This window comes from Pseudomonas sp. TH31 (assembly GCF_016650815.1).
Taxonomy (GTDB): domain Bacteria; phylum Pseudomonadota; class Gammaproteobacteria; order Pseudomonadales; family Pseudomonadaceae; genus Aquipseudomonas.
In genome coordinates, this window is record NZ_JAEKEZ010000014.1 from 423513 (window position 1) to 442678 (window position 19166).

Sequence of the window (19166 nt, forward strand, 5' to 3'; positions counted from 1 at the left end):
AATTGAACAATGAAGGTTCTGCTCAATTCATACCGGGCAGTTGGACCTTTGGCTTCACGTCGTTCTGCACGACGGATGCCAACGGTGCGACCACTCCCTGGCTCTTGAGCAACTCGCCCATGGTCGCCTTGATTCGGTACTGAGTAAATAACTGAATGTTTTTGATTTCCTCCAAACGACGGGAAGCCGTGAACAGTTCGTTTTCACTGTCGAGCAAGTCGAGCAAGGTGCGCTGACCGAGGCTGAATTGCTTCTGGTAAGCGGTGCGCACGGCGGTGCTGCGGTCCACATATTGCTGGGCAATCGGCACTTGGGCGTTGGCGTTGTTCTGGGCGTTCCAGGCCAGGCCCAACTCCTGGTTCAACTCGCGCAGGGCGTTGTTGCGGATATCCAGCGCCTGGGTAGACAGGTAGGACTTGGATTCCAGATCAGCCTTGTTGCTGCCACCGGCGAACAGGTTGAAGCGCATGCGCAGCATAGCTTGCCATTCGTTGTTGTGGCCCACCTGACCGTCGAGGTTATTGTCGGCGGTGCGGCCCAGCTCGGCGTCAAAACGCGGGTAGAAAGTCGACTTGGCGGCTTCGTACTGCTTTTCGGCGGCGGAGATATCGGATTCGGCGGAACGCAGGATCGGGCTGTTTTCCAGCATCTGCTGGCGGGCTTCATTCAGATTGGCTGGCAGCAATGCCATGAACGGCGCCGGACGCTCCAGTTGATCGGGCATCTGGCCCACGGCAGCGAGGAAGTTGGTCTCGGCGTCGGCCAGATTGGTCTGTTCGGTGATCAGGTTGTTGCGGGCCTGAGCCATACGCGCTTCGGCCTGATCGAGGTCAGCGCCGCTGCCTACACCGCGGGAGGTGCGCAATTTGATCTGGTCGAAAATCCGCTCGTGGCTCTTCAGGTTTTCTTCAGCAAGACGCACAAATTCGCGGCGGGTCAGCACATCCAGATAGACCTGGGCGACGGTGAGCCCAGTGCGCTCCGAGGTACCGAGCAACGCATAAGCACGGGAATTAACGGTGGCTTGTTGACGCCCTACTTCGCTGGACGTCGCAAAACCGTCAAAAACCATTTGCGAAAGACGCAAGCTCGACTCGCCGCGGTTCAAAGTGTCCCAGTGATTGGTGCCGGTGTCGGCCCGGGTCGTGGCGTTGTCAGAGCCTTCGCGACCATAACCGCCGAGCAGATCGACCCGTGGCAGGTATCCACCTTTGGCTGCCTTTAATTGATAATCCGCGGCCAATCGACTGTTAACACCTGCCTGGATTTCCGGATGGACATCCAGTGCCTGTTGCATGGCTTCCGGCAAGGATTGGGCTTGGGCAAAACTGGCGGCGAGGGCGAAAGGTAAAGCCTTGAATAGGTACGAACGCATGTTGGAAATATCCCAGGACTTCTTGTCTTGAATCACAGCAAATAAAGGTGCTGCGTCGGATGATGGCAACCGGAATGACCGTATGTCGGAAAGTTCAAAACAGGAACTGGATCACACGCTGTAGGACAGGTCGCCGCTTAAATATCAATGTGACATTACTGGGGCGATTGTTTAGGATGGCACCCATAAGGTCAATAGTTTGGCATAAACTTAATAGCTAAAGAACATAGCCAAATTATTGACGAATCGTAGCGTCAAGCTTGTGCGTTAATTTTTAAAAAGTACGTCCAGACTGCTTTGGCGAGTTCGCCATCAGGTCCATGGAAGTCAACTGAACGTGACACCCGGAGAGTCTTCAATGAGCAGTGTTGTTGCCATCGTCAAAAGCATTGTTGGTCAGGTTTTCGCGGTGTCCCCAGAGGGCGTCCGCCGCGTGCTCGTTGAAGGCGACCGTCTGTTTGTCGGCGATCAGTTAGACACCGGTGCCGCTGGTGCCGTCACGCTCGAATTGGCCGATGGCCGGACCCTGGACCTGGGCCGCGACACTCAGTGGAGTGGCAGCGCACCGGATTCCACCACCGACCTCGCACAGGCCACTGCACAAGCCGCGCCATCGGTTGAAGAACTGCAACAAGCCATCGTTGCCGGCGCCGACCCGACCACCGATCTTGAAGCCACTGCAGCCGGCCCGGCAGCAGCAGGTACGGGCGGAGCAGCCGGTGGCGGTCACAGTTTCGTGGTATTGGATGCAACCGCTGGCCGGGTAGACCCGACCATTGGTTTCCCGACCGCGGGCATCGGCTCTGCCGCGCTGGCCACACAAAACACCGTCGGTGCCCAGACCACCAACAACGCCACCGTCGTTAACGCCTCGACCCTGAGCCTGAGCGCCACGCCGACCATCACCGAAGCCGGTGGCGTACTGGTTTACACCGCAACCCTGACCCAGGCACCGACCAGCGACCTGACCATCTCCCTGTCCAACGGCTCGGTGATCGTGATTCAGGCCGGCCAGACCACCGGCACCGTCAACGTGACACTGGCACCGCACGACACCGTCTATAACGACGCGACTCAGATCAACGTTACCGTCACTGGCACCACCGGTGGTGCCGGCATCCTCGTCATCCCGCCGACTGTGCCGGCCGTGACGCAGGTCACCGACACTATCGACACCACGACCGTCACCTTGACGGCGGGTGGCAGCGTCACTGAAGGCGGGCAAATCACCTACACCGCAACACTGACCAGTCCGGCTCAGACCCCGGTTACCGTGACGCTGTCCAACGGTTCGACCATCACCATCGACGCCGGTAAAACCACTGGCACCGTGAACGTTCCGACGCCAGCCAATGACGTCTATAACAATGGCAGCACCGTCAGCACCACGATCACCGGCACTACGGGCGGCAATTTCGAGAACCTGGCGCCGAACCCGGCCCCGGCGGTCACGACCATTACCGACTCTGTCGACAACACCGGGCTCACCCTGACAGCGACGGGTAGCGTTACCGAAGGCGGCCAGATCACCTACACCGCCACCCTGACCAATCCGGCCCAGACGCCAGTGACCGTGACGCTGTCCAACGGTTCGACCATCACTATTGAAGCCGGTAAAACCACCGGCTCGGTGCACGTCGATACCCCGGCCAATGACGTCTATCAGAATGGCAGCACTGTCAGCACCACGATCACTGGCGCAACGGGCGGCAACTTCGAACAGCTGACCCCGAGCCCGGCTCCGGCCGTAACGACCATCACTGATTCGGTGGACACCACTACCGTTACGCTGACAGCAGGCTCGACGGTCACCGAAGGCGGCCAGATCACTTATACCGCCACCTTGACCAACGCGGCGCAAACGCCAGTGACCGTGACGCTATCCAACGGTTCGACCATCACTATTGAAGCCGGTAAAACCACCGGCTCGGTGCACGTCGATACCCCGGCCAATGACGTCTATCAGAACGGCAGTACCGTCAGCACCACGATTACCGGCGCTACTGGCGGCAACTTCGAACAGTTGACCCCGAACCCGGCTCCGGCCGTGACGACCATCACCGACTCGTTCGACAACACTGGCCTGAGCCTCACCGCGACCGGCACTGTCGTTGAAGGCGGCCAGATTATTTACACCGCAACCCTGACCAACCCGGCCGGCACGCCGATGACCGTGACCTTGAGCAATGGCTCGGTCATTACCATCGAAGCGGGCAAAACTACCGGCAGCGTCACCGTCGATACCCCGCCGAACGACGTCTACAACAATGGCAGCACCGTCAGCACCACGATCACCGGTACTACCGGCGGTAATTTCGAGCAACTGACCCCGAGCACTGAGCCGGCGCTGACGACCATCACCGACTCGAAAGACACCACAGGCCTGAGCCTGAGCGCGACGGATACCGTGGCTGAAGGCGGTTCGATTGTTTACACCGCGACGCTGACCAACGCGGCTGGCACCCCGGTAACCGTGACCTTGTCGAACGGATCGGTGATCACCATCGATGCGGGCAAAACCACGGGCACCGTCACCGTCCCAGCGCCAGCTGATGACGTCTATAAAGATGCCGGCAAAGTTGAAGTCACCGTTAAAGATGCCACGGGCGGTAACTTTGAGAATCTGGTGACCAATCCGGCTGCGGCCGTGACCAACGTCACCGATACCATCGACACCTCGACCGTTACTCTGAAGGCTGATCCATCGGCGGCTGAAGGCGGCACCGTCACTTACACCGCGACAGTCGGCCAGCCAGTGACTGGCAGCCCGGTCACCGTGACTTTGGCCAACGGCCAGACAATCACCATCGACATCGGTAAAACCAGCGGCACCGTTAACGCTGTTGCACCGAACGACGCTCTCAATGGTCATGCACCACTGACCAACTCGATCACTGGTGTGAGCGGCGGTAACTACGAAAACCTGGTTGCTGACAAAACCCCAGTCAGCACCACTGTGACCGACACGGTTGATACCACCACGCTGAGCCTTGGCGCGACTGACTCGGTCGCCGAAGGTGGCCAGATCGTTTACACCGCCACTCTGACCAACGCGGCTGGCACACCAGTGACCGTCACGCTGAGCAACGGCTCGGTGATCACCATCGACGCTGGCAAAACTACCGGTTCCGTGACCGTCGCGGCCCCGGCCGATGACGTGTACAAAGATGCCGGCAAAGTTGAAGTCACCGTCAAAGATGCCGCTGGCGGCAATTTTGAGAACCTGGTGACCAATCCGGCTGCGGCCGTGACCAACGTCACCGATACCATCGACACCTCGACCGTCACCCTGAAGGCTGATCCATCCGCGGCTGAAGGCGGCACCGTCACCTACACCGCGTCGGTTGGCCAGCCTGTGACAGGCAGCCCGGTCACCGTGACTTTGGCCAACGGCCAAAACATCACCATCGATATTGGTAAAACCACCGGTACCGTGACCACCCTCGCGCCAAACGACGCGTTGAATGGTCATGCGCCACTGACCAACTCGATTACTGGTGTAAGCGGCGGTAACTACGAAAATCTGGTCGCTGACAAAACCCCAGTCAGCACCACTGTGACCGACACGGTTGATACCACCACGCTAAACCTTGGCGCGACTGACTCGGTCGCCGAAGGTGGCCAGATCGTTTACACCGCGACGCTGACCAATGCGGCTGGCACGCCAGTGACTGTCACCTTGAGCAATGGCTCGGTGATCACTATCGACGCCGGCAAAACTACCGGTTCCGTGACCGTCGCCGCTCCAGCCGATGACGTCTATAAAGACGCCGGCAAAGTTGAAGTCACTGTCAAAGATGCCGCTGGCGGCAACTTTGAGAACCTGGTGACCAATCCGGCTGCGGCCGTGACCAACGTCACCGATACCATCGACACCTCGACCGTCACCCTGAAGGCTGATCCATCCGCGGCGGAAGGTGGCACCGTCACCTACACCGCGACCGTCGGGCAGCCAGTGACAGGTTCGCCAGTGACCGTGACTTTGGCCAACGGCCAGACCATCACCATCGACATCGGTAAAACCAGCGGCACCGTTAACGCTGTTGCACCGAACGACGCTCTTAATGGTCATACGCCGTTGACCAACTCGATCACCGGTGTGAGCGGCGGCAACTACGAAAACCTGGTCGCCGACAAAACTCCAGTCAGCACCATTGTGACCGACACGGTTGATACCACCACGCTGAGCCTTGGCGCGACTGACTCGGTCGCTGAAGGTGGCCAGATCGTTTACACCGCGACGCTGACCAACGCGGCCGGCACACCAGTGACTGTCACCTTGAGTAACGGCTCGGTGATCACCATTGATGCCGGCAAAACCACGGGCACCGTCACCGTCGCCGCTCCGGCCGATGACGTTTACAAAGATGCCGGCAAAGTTGAAGTCACCGTTAAAGATGCCACGGGCGGTAACTTTGAGAATCTGGTGACCAATCCGGCTGCGGCCGTGACCAACGTCACCGATACCATCGACACCTCGACCGTCACCCTGAAGGCTGATCCATCCGCCGCTGAAGGTGGCACTGTCACCTATACCGCGACGGTTGGGCAGCCTGTGACAGGTTCGCCAGTGACCGTGACTTTGGCCAATGGCCAAAACATCACCATCGACATCGGCAAAACCACTGGCACCGTCACCGCAATTGCACCGAACGACGCGTTGAATGGTCATGCACCACTGACCAACTCGATCACTGGTGTGAGCGGCGGCAACTACGAAAATCTGGTCGCCGATAAAACCCCGGTTTCGACTAACGTCACTGACACCGTAGACACCACGACCCTCAGCCTGAGCGCGACTGATACCGTGGCTGAGGGCGGTTCGATCATTTACACCGCCACCCTGACCAACGCGGCTGGCACCCCGGTAACCGTGACCTTGTCGAACGGCTCGGTGATCACCATCGATGCGGGCAAAACCACGGGCACCGTCACCGTCCCAGCGCCAGCTGATGACGTCTATAAAGACGCCGGCAAAGTTGAAGTCACTGTCAAAGATGCCGCTGGCGGCAACTTTGAGAACCTGGTGACCAGTCCGGCTGCGGCCGTGACCAACGTCACCGATACCATCGACACCTCGACCGTCACCCTGAAGGCTGATCCGTCCGCGGCTGAAGGTGGCACTGTCACCTACACCGCGACAGTCGGCCAGCCAGTGACTGGCAGCCCGGTCACCGTGACTTTGGCCAACGGCCAGACAATCACCATCGACATCGGCAAAACCACTGGCACCGTCACCGCAATTGCACCGAACGACGCGTTGAATGGTCATGCACCACTGACCAACTCGATCACTGGTGTGAGCGGCGGCAACTACGAAAATCTGGTCGCCGATAAAACCCCGGTTTCGACTAACGTCACTGACACCATCGACACCACCAACCTGTCGTTGACCGCAACCAACTCGGTGGCCGAAGGTGGCCAGATCGTTTACACCGCCACTCTGACCAACGCGGCCGGCACGCCAGTGACTGTCACCTTGAGCAATGGCTCGGTGATCACCATTGATGCCGGCAAAACCACGGGCACAGTGACGGTCGATGCACCAAAAGACGACGTCTACCTCGACGCCGGCAAGGTCAGCGCCACAATTACCACCGCGACCGGCGGCAATTTCGAAAGCCTCGTACCGAGCACGGCTGCGGCCGTGACCAACGTCACCGATACCATCGACACCTCGACCGTCACCCTGAAGGCTGATCCGTCCGCGGCTGAAGGTGGCACTGTCACCTACACCGCGACAGTCGGCCAGCCAGTGACTGGCAGCCCGGTCACCGTGACTTTGGCCAACGGCCAGACCATTACGATCGACATCGGCAAAACCAGCGGCACCGTCACTGCCGTTGCACCGAACGACGCTCTCAATGGTCATGCACCACTGACCAACTCGATCACCGGTGTGAGCGGCGGCAACTACGAAAACCTGGTCGCCGACAAAACTCCAGTCAGCACCATTGTGACCGACACGGTTGATACCACCACGCTGAGCCTTGGCGCGACTGACTCGGTCGCCGAAGGTGGCCAGATCGTTTACACCGCCACTCTGACCAACGCGGCCGGCACGCCAGTGACTGTCACCTTGAGCAATGGCTCGGTGATCACCATTGATGCCGGCAAAACCACGGGCACAGTGACGGTCGATGCACCAAAAGACGACGTCTACCTCGACGCCGGCAAGGTCAGCGCCACAATTACCACCGCGACCGGCGGCAATTTCGAAAGCCTCGTACCGAGCACGGCTGCGGCCGTGACCAACGTTACCGATACCATCGATACCTCGACCGTCACCTTGAAGGCTGATCCATCCGCGGCTGAAGGTGGCACCGTCACTTACACCGCGACGGTTGGCCAGCCAGTAACGGGCTCGCCAGTCACCGTATCGTTGGCCAACGGCCAGACCATTACGATCGACATCGGCAAAACCAGCGGCACCGTCACTGCCGTTGCACCGAACGACGCTCTTAATGGTCATGCGCCACTGACCAACTCGATCACTGGTGTGAGCGGCGGCAACTACGAAAATCTGGTCGCCGATAAAACCCCGGTTTCGACTAACGTCACTGACACCATCGACACGACCAACCTGTCGCTGACCGCAACCAACTCGGTGGCCGAAGGTGGCCAGATCGTTTACACCGCGACCCTGACTAACGCGGCCGGCACGCCAGTGACTGTCACCTTGAGCAATGGCTCGGTGATCACCATTGATGCCGGCAAAACCACGGGCACCGTGACGGTCGATGCACCAAAAGACGACGTCTACCTCGACGCCGGCAAGGTCAGCGCCACAATTACCACCGCGACCGGCGGCAATTTCGAAAGCCTCGTACCGAGCACGGCTGCGGCCGTGACCAACGTTACCGATACCATCGATACCTCGACCGTCACCCTGAAGGCTGATCCATCCGCGGCTGAAGGTGGCACCGTCACTTACACCGCGACGGTTGGGCAGCCTGTGACAGGTTCGCCAGTGACCGTGACCTTGGCCAACGGCCAGACCATCACCATCGACATCGGTAAAACCAGCGGCACCGTTAACGCTGTTGCACCGAACGACGCGTTGAACGGGCATGCGCCACTGACCAACTCGATTACTGGTGTCAGCGGCGGCAACTACGAAAACCTGGTCGCTGACAAAACCCCGGTTTCGACTAACGTCACTGACACCGTAGACACTACAACCCTCAGCCTGAGCGCGACGGATACCGTGGCTGAAGGCGGTTCGATTGTTTACACCGCGACGCTGACCAACGCGGCTGGCACACCAGTGACCGTCACACTGAGCAATGGCTCGGTGATCACTATCGACGCCGGCAAAACTACCGGTTCCGTGACCGTCGCCGCTCCAGCCGATGACGTCTATAAAGACGCCGGCAAAGTTGAAGTCACTGTCAAAGATGCCGCTGGCGGCAACTTTGAGAACCTGGTGACCAATCCGGCTGCGGCCGTGACCAACGTCACCGATACCATCGACACCTCGACCGTTACTCTGAAGGCTGATCCGTCCGCGGCTGAAGGTGGCACTGTCACCTACACCGCGACAGTCGGCCAGCCAGTGACTGGCAGCCCGGTCACCGTGACTTTGGCCAACGGCCAGACAATCACCATCGACATCGGTAAAACCAGCGGCACCGTTAACGCTGTTGCACCGAACGACGCTCTCAATGGTCATGCACCACTGACCAACTCGATCACTGGTGTGAGCGGCGGCAATTACGAAAACCTGGTCGCCGACAAAACCCCGGTTTCGACTAACGTCACTGACACCATCGACACGACCAACCTGTCGTTGACCGCAACCAACTCGGTGGCCGAAGGTGGCCAGATCGTTTACACCGCGACCCTGACTAACGCGGCCGGCACGCCAGTGACTGTCACCTTGAGCAATGGCTCGGTGATCACCATTGACGCTGGCAAAACCACGGGAACCGTGACGGTCGATGCACCAAAAGACGACGTCTACCTCGACGCCGGCAAGGTCAGCGCCACAATTACCACCGCGACCGGCGGCAATTTCGAAAGCCTCGTACCGAGCACGGCTGCGGCCGTGACCAACGTCACCGACACCATCGACACCTCGACCGTCACCCTGAAGGCTGATCCATCGGCAGTTGAAGGTGGCACCGTCACTTACACCGCCACAGTCGGCCAACCAGTGACTGGCAGCGCGGTCATCGTGACCTTGGCCAACAGCCAGACCATTACGATCGACATCGGCAAAACCAGCGGCACCGTCACTGCCGTTGCACCGAACGACGCTCTTAATGGTCATGCGCCACTGACCAACTCGATCACTGGTGTGAGCGGCGGCAATTACGAAAACCTGGTCGCCGACAAAACCCCGGTTTCGACTAACGTCACTGACACCATCGACACCACCAACCTGTCGTTGACCGCAACCAACTCGGTGGCCGAAGGTGGTCAGATCGTTTACACCGCGACACTGACCAACGCGGCCGGCACACCCGTGACCGTCACGCTGAGCAACGGCTCTGTTATCACCATTGACGCTGGCAAAACCACGGGAACCGTGACGGTCGATGCACCAAAAGACGACGTCTACCTCGACGCCGGCAAGGTCAGCGCCACAATTACCACCGCGACCGGCGGCAATTTCGAAAGCCTCGTACCGAGCACGGCTGCGGCCGTGACCAACGTCACCGACACCATCGACACCTCGACCGTCACCCTGAAGGCTGATCCATCGGCAGTTGAAGGTGGCACCGTCACTTACACCGCCACAGTCGGCCAACCAGTGACTGGCAGCGCGGTCATCGTGACCTTGGCCAACAGCCAGACCATTACGATCGACATCGGCAAAACCAGCGGCACCGTCACTGCCGTTGCACCGAACGACGCTCTTAATGGTCATGCGCCACTGACCAACTCGATCACTGGTGTGAGCGGCGGCAATTACGAAAACCTGGTCGCCGACAAAACCCCGGTTTCGACTAACGTCACTGACACCATCGACACCACCAACCTGTCGTTGACCGCAACCAACTCGGTGGCCGAAGGTGGCCAGATCGTTTACACCGCCACTCTGACCAACGCGGCTGGCACACCCGTGACCGTCACGCTGAGCAACGGCTCGGTGATCACCATCGACGCCGGCAAAACCACGGGCACCGTCACCGTCCCGGCGCCAGCCGATGACGTGTACAAAGACGCCGGCACCGTCCAGGCCACCATCAAAGGTGCCACTGGCGGTAACTTCGAGAACCTGGTGACCAATCCGGCTGCGGCCGTGACCAACGTCACCGACACCATCGACACCTCGACCGTTACCTTGAAGGCTGATCCATCGGCGGCTGAAGGTGGCACCGTCACCTACACCGCAACCGTCGGCCAGCCAGTGACTGGCTCCGCGGTCACCGTGGCGCTGGCCAATGGTCAGAACATCACGATCGACATCGGTAAAACCACTGGCACCGTCACCTCGATTGCACCGAACGACGCGCTCAACGGTCACGCTCCATTGACCAACTCGATCACTGGTGTGAGCGGTGGCAACTACGAAAACCTGGTCGCCGACAAAACCCCGGTCAGCACCACCGTGACCGACACCATCGACACCACCAACCTGTCGTTGACCGCAACCAACACCGTCGCTGAAGGTGGCCAGATCACCTACACCGCCACCCTGACCAACGCCGCTGGCACCCCGGTCACCGTGACTCTGAGCAACGGCTCGGTGATCACCATCGACGCCGGCAAAACCACGGGCACCGTGACCATCGCGGCACCGGCCGATGACGTTTACATCGACGCCGGCAAGGTCAGCACCACGATCACCAATGCCACCGGTGGTAACTTCGAGAACCTGGCCACCAGCAACACGCCTGCCGTGACCAACGTCACCGATACCATCGATAAAACCGAAGTCAGCATCACCGGCAGCACCTCGGTGACTGAAGGTCAGACCGCCAGCTACACGGTCAGCCTGACGCACCCGGCGCAAACCGACGTGACGCTGAAAATCGTCTACAGCGGCACTGCCACCGACGGTTCGGACTTCACCGGCGTATACACCGTGAAGATCCCGGCCGGTGCCAGCACGGCCACTTTCAACGTCGCGACCATTGACGACAAGATCACCGAAAATACTGAAAACTTCGTGGTCAAGATTGACTCGGCTACGGGCGGCAACTTCGAGAGCCTGGCAGTCAGCGCCACCAACGGCAGCATCAGCACGACGATTATCGACAACGATGCGCCGCCGGTCATCGACCTCGATGCCAACAACTCCAGCGGCGCCACCGGTGCCGATTACAAGGTGACGTTCACCGAAGGCACCACTGGCCAGGGTGTGTCGATTGCCGACACCGACCTGAAAATCACTGACCCGGACAGCACCATGCTGACCAGCGCCACTATTGTGCTGACCAACCGTCAGGACGGCGATGCGCTGAACCTGGGCAACAGCGTCAATGGCATCACCATCAATGCCAACAGCACCAATGGCACTGTCACGCTGACCCTGTCGGGCAATGCGACGCTCGCTGACTACATGCAGCAGATCAAGAACATCAGCTTCACCAACAGCAGCCACGACCCAAGCACCGTGCCACGGATTATCACCGTGACCGTGACCGATGGCGGCAATTACTCGAATGTCGCGACCACCACCGTCAACGTGGTGGCCGTGAACGACGCGCCAACGGCTGCACCGGTTAACGTCACCGGCACCGAAGACACCCCGCTGATCCTCGGCTGGTCGACCTTCGGCGTCAGCGATGTCGACAGTCCCGCCGCGAGCCTGGGTGTGAAAATCACCGGCCTGCCGGGCGACGGCAAATTGCAGTACTTGAACGGCTCGACCTGGACCGACGTCACGACCAACCAGACCGTCACCAAGGCCGACATCGACGCTGGCAAGCTGCGCTTCACCCCGGATGCCAACGAATCCGGCACCAACGGCTACGGCGGCACCGGCCTGGGCAACAATCAGGCGGACTACGCGCAGATCAAGTTCCAGCCGACCGACGGCCAGGCCCTGGGTAATACCGGTACGGTGACAATTGACATCACGCCTGTGGCCGATGCGCCGTCGTTGAGCATTGCAGACAACAGCGTCAAATCCACCGGGCTGGTCAAGGACGTCTGGACCGGTCTGTCGGGCCTCGGTACCGATGGCAGCGGGGCGCCAACCGCCACGCTCAAATCGGTGATCGACGCTGCCGGTACGCCGAATACCATCGGCAACGTCACTAACGTGCAGTCCGATGGCAGCGTGGCCGCTGGTACGGCGTCGAAAACCTTCGGCCTGATCTACCTCGAAGCCGGCAAAACCTACACCTTCACCGGTACCGGCGATGACAGCCTGTTGGTAACTATCGGCGGCAAAACCGTCGCGGCCACCACGTGGGGCGCGGGCGGTCAGTTGAACGGTTCGTTCACCCCGACCACCAGCGGCTACTACACCCTGGACATCTACCATCACAACCAGAGCGGCCCGGCAGCTATGACGTCAATCTGTCGGTCAATGGCGCCACCGCCATCGACCTGAGCAGTGCCGGCGTGCCGCTGTACACCGGCGTGGCGGATCTGGCGGCGGCTGGCGTGACGGTTTCCGACCTGCACGGCACCAATGGCGAAGGCTATTACGACGGCTACAAACTCAACACCGGTTTCGAAGGCACCAATGTTCACCTGAGCGCGATCAATACTGCACTGACCGACACCGACGGTTCCGAAAGCCTGAGCGTGAAAATCAGCGGTATCCCGGCAGGCTCGGTCCTCACCGATGGCGCCGGTCACACCTTCACCGCCACCGCCACCGCCGGCGAAGCCAACGTCACTGGCTGGAACCTCGGCACGCTGACCGTCACCCCGCCAACCTACTTCAACGGCCAGTTCAACCTGACCGTGACCTCGACCTCCACCGAGGCACTGGGTAGTTCTGCCATCACCACGGCGCAGATCCCGGTCACCGTTTACCCGGCGACGTACAACGCGATTACCGCCACGGCAGCCAGTGACACCATCACCGGCACCGACGGCAACGACATCATGATCGCCGACATCGGCGGCCTGACCGTGGTGCCGGGTACTAACTACAACATCGCCTTCATGGTCGACAGTTCAGGCAGCATGAGCGCGTCGTCGATCAGTTCGGCCAAGGACTCGCTGACCTCGGTGTTCAACACCCTGAAGCTGAGCATGGGCGGCAACTCGGGCACCGTGAACATCTTCCTGGTGGACTTCGATACCCAGGTCAACAAGTCGGTGTCGGTCAACCTGAACGATCCAAATGCGCTGGCGACCCTCAAGACAGTCCTGGACTCGATGTCGTCCGGCGGCGGCACCAACTACGAGGATGTGTTCAAAACCACAGCCAACTGGTTCCAGAGCGCGGATGCGGTGGCTAACACCGGGGCGAAGAACCTCACGTACTTCATCACTGACGGCCAGCCGACCTACTACCAGAGCGGCGAGCAGACCAACCCGACGCTGTACGGCAACGTGAAGCTCGATGACGTGGTGAAAACCAGCAACTACAAGCCGGGCGATACGTTCTCCACGACCATCGACAGCACGCACATTCTGAACATCAACAGTGCGGGCGTCGCGACACTGCAAACCACCAACTGGTGGGGTGGCTCGAGCTCCAGCAACCTGGGCACCGTTCACGCTCAGGGCGACGGCACCTACGAGTTGTCGAGCCTGGCGGGCAGCGGTAACAGCACCGACTCCTCCACCACCAGCAACGCGGGTAGCAGCTTTGCATTGCTGGGCAATCTGTCGAGCGTCGAAGCCATCGGCCTCAACAGCGGTGTCAGCCTCAGCGACCTGAAGCCGTATGACACGGATAAAACGCCGCAAACCAACATCGATCCGAAAGACCTGGCCAACTCGATCATCGGTCACACCGAAGCGACGCTGCCAGGTTCCGACACCGTCAATGGCGGCGACGGCAACGACATCCTGTTCGGCGACCTGGTGAGCTTCACCGGCATCGCCGGCGAGGGCTACCAGGCCATGCAGGCGTTCGTCGCCCAGCAAACCGGCGTGGACGTCAGCAAAGTCACCACCAGCAACGTGCACCAGTTCATCACCGAGCACTACACCGCGTTCGACGTGTCCGGCGCCCATGACGGCAACGACACGCTGCTCGGCGGCGCAGGTAATGACATTCTCTTCGGCCAGGGCGGCAACGACGTCCTCGATGGCGGCAAGGGCAATGACATCCTGCTCGGCGGCACCGGTAATGACACGCTGATCGGCGGTTCGGGCAACGACATCCTGATTGGCGGCGCGGGTGCCGACACCTTCGTCTGGAAGGCCGGCGATACCGGCAACGACGTGATCAAGGACTTCAATGCGAGCGAAGGCGACCGCATCGACCTGCGTGATTTACTGCAGGGCGAGACCGGTAGCACCATCGACAACTTCCTGAAGATCACCACCGTCGATGGTGTGTCGTCGCTGCAAGTCAGCTCGGCGGGCAAGCTCAACTCCACAGACACTGTGGCGGCGGCACCGGACGTGACGATCAAACTGGAAGGCAACAACTGGTCCACCGCCAACATCCACTCGTTGATTGCCGGCAGTGACCCAACCATCAAAGTCGACCACAACAACACCTGATCCAACGTAAAACGGCCGCCCTTCCGGGGCGGCCGTCACGTTTGCGTCCATCTCACCGGTGACGATTGCGTCGCCGCACCGCATACTCGCATGCCGTTGGCTATGCTGCTGACAGCATGACGCCGGTCCATTTTTGAGGGATGCTCAATGTTTTACGTGCAACGCGATGCGCAAGGTCAATTGGTGCGCGTGGAAGCCGCGGCCTACGCCGAGGCCACGGAAACACTGCCGGCTGATCATCACGAGATTCAGGCCTGGTACGCCAACGAAGTGATGGAAACCAGCCTCAAACAGCTCAAGCAGAGCGACCTGGAAATGATCCGGGTACTCGACGACTTGATCCAGGTGCTGACCAGCAAAGGCGTGATCCGCGTCACCGACCTGCCGGCCGCCGCACAAGCCAAACTGATGGACCGGACCCAGGCCCGGGAAGCGCTGGGCGGGTTGAGCCATTTGATCGATGATGATGAGACGGGGTTGATCTAAACCTCCAGTAAAAGCAAAAGATCGCAGCCTTCGGCAGCTCCTACAGGGGAATGTGTACCTGTAGGAGCTGCCGAAGGCTGCGATCTTTTTCGCCGCCCAACAATGCTAAGTGAGCGCTAAGCCTGGGGCTGAGTCTGAATCGGCGGCGATTCAAGGTGATCCAGCGCCCGCTCTACCAACAAATGAACCCCATCGGCCATTCGGCTAAGCGCCAACGCGACGCAACGGCGTGAGCCATCGACATCGTCTGCGAGGTCGGCGGCGATGGCGCTGATGGATAAAGAGTCTTCGGAGGCGTTGGCCAACAGGGCTTCAATGTCGACGTCGGGGGAGACGGTGAAGAGCTTGCCTTTGCGGGGCTCCGGGGGATTCGGCGTTACCTTGAACATGTTGTATCTCCATCTGTGTATTGGGAGCTACTACCGTTCGCTTGCACGCGAATAGGGTGGCAGCTGTGCGCGAGTGTGCAAGACCGGGCAGACGGACCCCGGCAGATAGTTCCCGAAAGAAAGATCTCCCACGCACAGCCGCCATAACAGAAACTACGAGCATCAGTTTGCTCGCCAAGTAACCATGGCGTTGCGCGTCGTCTTTTACCCGGACTTGCACGTCCGTGTCACCGATTTTTCAGTGAAAAAGCCAGACTAGCCTTGGCTTTTGGACGAAACAAGTTCACCAACACCGCTACAACTTGAAGGAAATCTCCTAGGACCTTGTGGCGTCAGCCGAATACTCCGGCGCCTGTGCTGACGCCTTCGCGAGCAAGCCCGCTCCCACAGTTGATCTTCAGTGAACACATAATGTGTGAACGACTGAGCTCTAATGTGGGAGCGGGCTTGCTCGCGAAGACGGCCTCATTGACGACTCAACTATAAAGCCTTACTTCCAGGGCTTAGGCTCACCAAACAACTGCCCCTGAACCCCATACAACCCCATCTCGCGAATCACCGACAACTCACCTTCGGTCTCGACCCGCTCGGCAATCAACGGCAGGTCAATGCTGTGCGCCGCCCGCTGAATCGCCTCGATGAACAAACGCTTGTCACTTTCCTGATCGATCGCCCGAATGTAGCTGCCATCAATCTTCAAATACGCCAAGCCCAGCCGCGCCAGGTTACCGATCATGCTGAACCGTCCGCCAAAGCGCTGCAGGCTCAGGGAGAACCCAAGCTCGCGCAAGCGCCGGGTCAACTGCTCCAGCACCGCTTGCTCGGGCAATTGCTCCTCACCAATCTCCAGGGTCAGCCGCTCGCCCAGGTTTGAATGCTGGCGCAGGATTTCAAAAATTTTATTCAGCGCCTTCGGGTCCGCCAGCGTCGCCGAAGACAGGTTCAGCGCCAGCGACTCTTCATGCCCGGCCATTTGCCCAAGCACCAGTTCCAACATCAACCGATCCAACCGCGCCGTCCAGCCAAAACGCTCCAGCCACGGCAGGAAACGCCCGGCGGGAATGGTCTGGCCCTGATCATCGATCAATCGCGACAGCACTTTGTAATGCAGCACCAGCGCGGTGTCCTGACTTGCGACGACCGGCTGGAAGTACAACTCAAACCGCTGCTGATTCAACGCCCCATCAAGCAGTTTGTGCCACGCATGATGGTCATCGCCAACACTGGCCGAATCACTGTGATCCAGACACGCCCAGCTCTGTTCGCCCTGACCTTCGGCCTGCGCCAACGCCTGGTCCGCCAGCCCGAGCACCGCTTGCGGCGAGTCGCCATGAACAAACGGCGCCAACCCGATAGATGCCACGCACGCCACGTCGGTCGCGCCGGTCGCATGCAAACTGGCCAATGCGCTGTCGAGGTTTTGCGCCAGTTGCAGCGCTTCTTCACGCACCAGCCCCGGCGCCAGCACGGCGAATTCACCACCGCGAATCCGCGTGACGAGGTTCTGGGTTTCCGGGTACTTGGCGCATTCGCGGGACAACTGCTCGCCCACTGCTTTCAACAAATCATCGGTGCGCTGACCACCCAGACGCTGGTTCAAACCGGCCAGATCCTTGACCCGCAACAGCAGCAGATAACCGGAACTGGCCTGCTCCGGGTTGCTCACCCTAGTGTTCAATTGCATGTCGAAATAGCGTCGGTTGGCCAGGCCCGTGAGGTTGTCCTGATAGGACTCGACCCGCAGCTTTTCACTGCGCTCGGCCTGTTCCTGGAACAGCGCCTTGAGCTTCTCGACCATCTGGTTCATCGCTTGCACCACCCGGCGCAGTTCCGGTGTGCGCGGCAGTTCCGGCAGGCTGAGGAATTCGCGGCGGGCGATGGCGTGGGATTGCTTGACCATGTAGTCCAGCGGTTTCAATTGCCGGCGCAACAATAGCGCGCCCAACACCGCACTCACCGCGCCGCAGATCAGCAACCAGCCGAGACTGCCCAATGCGCTCTGCCAAAGCTTGGCCAGGGCAAACATCGGATGGCTGACCACCTCGACTCGCGCCGCCTGCTCCCAGCCACGGCTGACCAGCGCATCACCACCAGCGGCTTCGAGACCGATCAGTTTGACGAACCAGTCCGGCACGTTGTTCACCGCCGGAATGCCGCTGCGCTCGACGATGGTTTGATCGGTCTTGAGGTCGACCACGCGGATGCTCGCGTAATAACCGCTGTCGAAAATCGAACTGACCAGCAACTCGACCATCGCCGGGTCGTCGATGTTCGGTGTCAGGGACAGCGCCAGCGCCGTGGCTGCGTCCTGGGCGTGGGAACGCAACTGGTTGACGTACTGAGTGCGCGAGCTCTCCAGGCTGACCATGAAGCTGCCGGTGAAGGCGACCACAAGGAACAGACAGATAGCGATCAACAGCTGTTTGAACAAAGACATCTAAGCGCGTGCTCCTAGTTAGTCGTCTCGACCGGAAATCCTTCGGCCTGCATTTTTTTCAACACATCCTGCCAACGGGACAGGCGCTTGGTGTCACCGACTTTCTTGTTGCCCTTGGCGCCAGGCAGGTACAAGCCTTCGGCATTGAAAGAGTAGACCGGCAGCAAATCGGTTCGCTGGCTGGCCGGCTTGATCTCGTTGATCAGGCTGTCGAGCACCAGCGGCATGGCCTCGGGCGTCGAATAGTAGGTCAGCACCATGTGCGCCCGGTTCAGGCGCAACGCCTTGACGTAGGTGATGCGCAGCTTGTCACTGGAAACCCCGAGATGGCGCAGGCTGAAGTACTTGGCGATGGCGTAGTCTTCGCAGTCGCCGGCGCCCTTCCACAAGGCTTCGATGGGGGTTGCCCAGTAATCTTCCTGATGCCACAGGTCGATGTCTTCCTCGTAGCGCATTTGCTTGTTGAAGAACAAGTTGACCACTTTGAGCTGTTCCAGCTCGCCGACCTGTTTCTGGGTCGCCAATAAATGCTGCCAGGCATCGATGCGCTGCTGCCCCTCGCCCAATGGTCCGTATAGGGCCTGGGCACGACGGCTGATCAGGGAAAAATCCCAATCGGCATGCAACCCGCCCAGCATGACGCCGGCCAGCAGCAGCGCGCAGCACAACCAGCGCAACATCCGGGGGATTGCGAAACGTACCGCCAATGCGAGGCATCCAGGGTAGGCAGGTGGGAATCGGTTGATGGTGAAGGTTAGCCCGATAAAAGACAATGGCACGGTGCAATCACTCGCGACACGCTAAACTTTGTATGGCGGGCGTCATGAAAAAATTCGTCCGCACGAGACCGAGCCTTGAGACAATCCTTTACGTGGTTTGACAACCTGTA

General features: G+C 59.8%; 5 protein-coding genes and 1 pseudogene. 2 read left to right on the top strand and 4 right to left on the bottom strand.

Annotation, left to right across the window (positions count from 1 at the left end):
• Positions 1–22: 22 nt before the first annotated feature.
• Complete coding sequence (locus tag JFV26_RS12305) at positions 23–1375, bottom strand: TolC family outer membrane protein (RefSeq protein WP_201192588.1); 1353 nt, start codon at positions 1373–1375, stop codon at positions 23–25.
• A 358-nt stretch (positions 1376–1733) separates the two neighbouring features.
• On the opposite strand from JFV26_RS12305, the pseudogene JFV26_RS12310 reads away from it, so the two are divergent.
• Positions 1734–14965 (top strand): annotated as a pseudogene (locus JFV26_RS12310) (retention module-containing protein).
• A 147-nt stretch (positions 14966–15112) separates the two neighbouring features.
• A complete protein-coding gene (locus tag JFV26_RS12315; RefSeq protein WP_109627175.1) occupies positions 15113–15451 on the top strand; it encodes a tryptophan synthase subunit beta in 339 nt (112 codons plus the stop codon).
• A 116-nt stretch (positions 15452–15567) separates the two neighbouring features.
• Here the strand turns inward: JFV26_RS12315 and JFV26_RS12320 are convergent, their stop codons facing one another.
• The 3 genes from JFV26_RS12320 to lapG form a co-directional block, all read right to left on the bottom strand.
• On the bottom strand, positions 15568–15840 hold the full coding sequence (locus tag JFV26_RS12320) for a DUF6124 family protein (RefSeq protein ID WP_201192591.1): 273 nt from the start codon (positions 15838–15840) through the stop codon (positions 15568–15570).
• Between the two features lie 490 nt (positions 15841–16330).
• Entirely contained in the window at positions 16331–18277 is a 1947-nt protein-coding gene (gene lapD, locus JFV26_RS12325) for a cyclic di-GMP receptor LapD (RefSeq protein WP_201192594.1), read from the bottom strand.
• Positions 18278–18291: 14 nt separating this feature from the next.
• Positions 18292–18984 carry a cysteine protease LapG gene (gene lapG, locus JFV26_RS12330; protein ID WP_201192596.1) on the bottom strand — a complete coding sequence of 231 codons (693 nt, stop codon included), beginning with the start codon at positions 18982–18984 and terminating at the stop codon, positions 18292–18294.
• Positions 18985–19166: the final 182 nt, after the last annotated feature.

What these genes read in the sequence shown, in the direction of transcription:
- JFV26_RS12305 (WP_201192588.1), bottom strand. Translation starts at nt 1,375, where the DNA reads ATGCGTTCGTACCTATTCAAGGCTTTACCTTTCGCCCTCGCCGCCAGT.
- JFV26_RS12315 (WP_109627175.1), top strand. Translation starts at nt 15,113, where the DNA reads ATGTTTTACGTGCAACGCGATGCGCAAGGTCAATTGGTGCGCGTGGAA.
- JFV26_RS12320 (WP_201192591.1), bottom strand. Translation starts at nt 15,840, where the DNA reads ATGTTCAAGGTAACGCCGAATCCCCCGGAGCCCCGCAAAGGCAAGCTC.
- lapD (WP_201192594.1), bottom strand. Translation starts at nt 18,277, where the DNA reads ATGTCTTTGTTCAAACAGCTGTTGATCGCTATCTGTCTGTTCCTTGTG.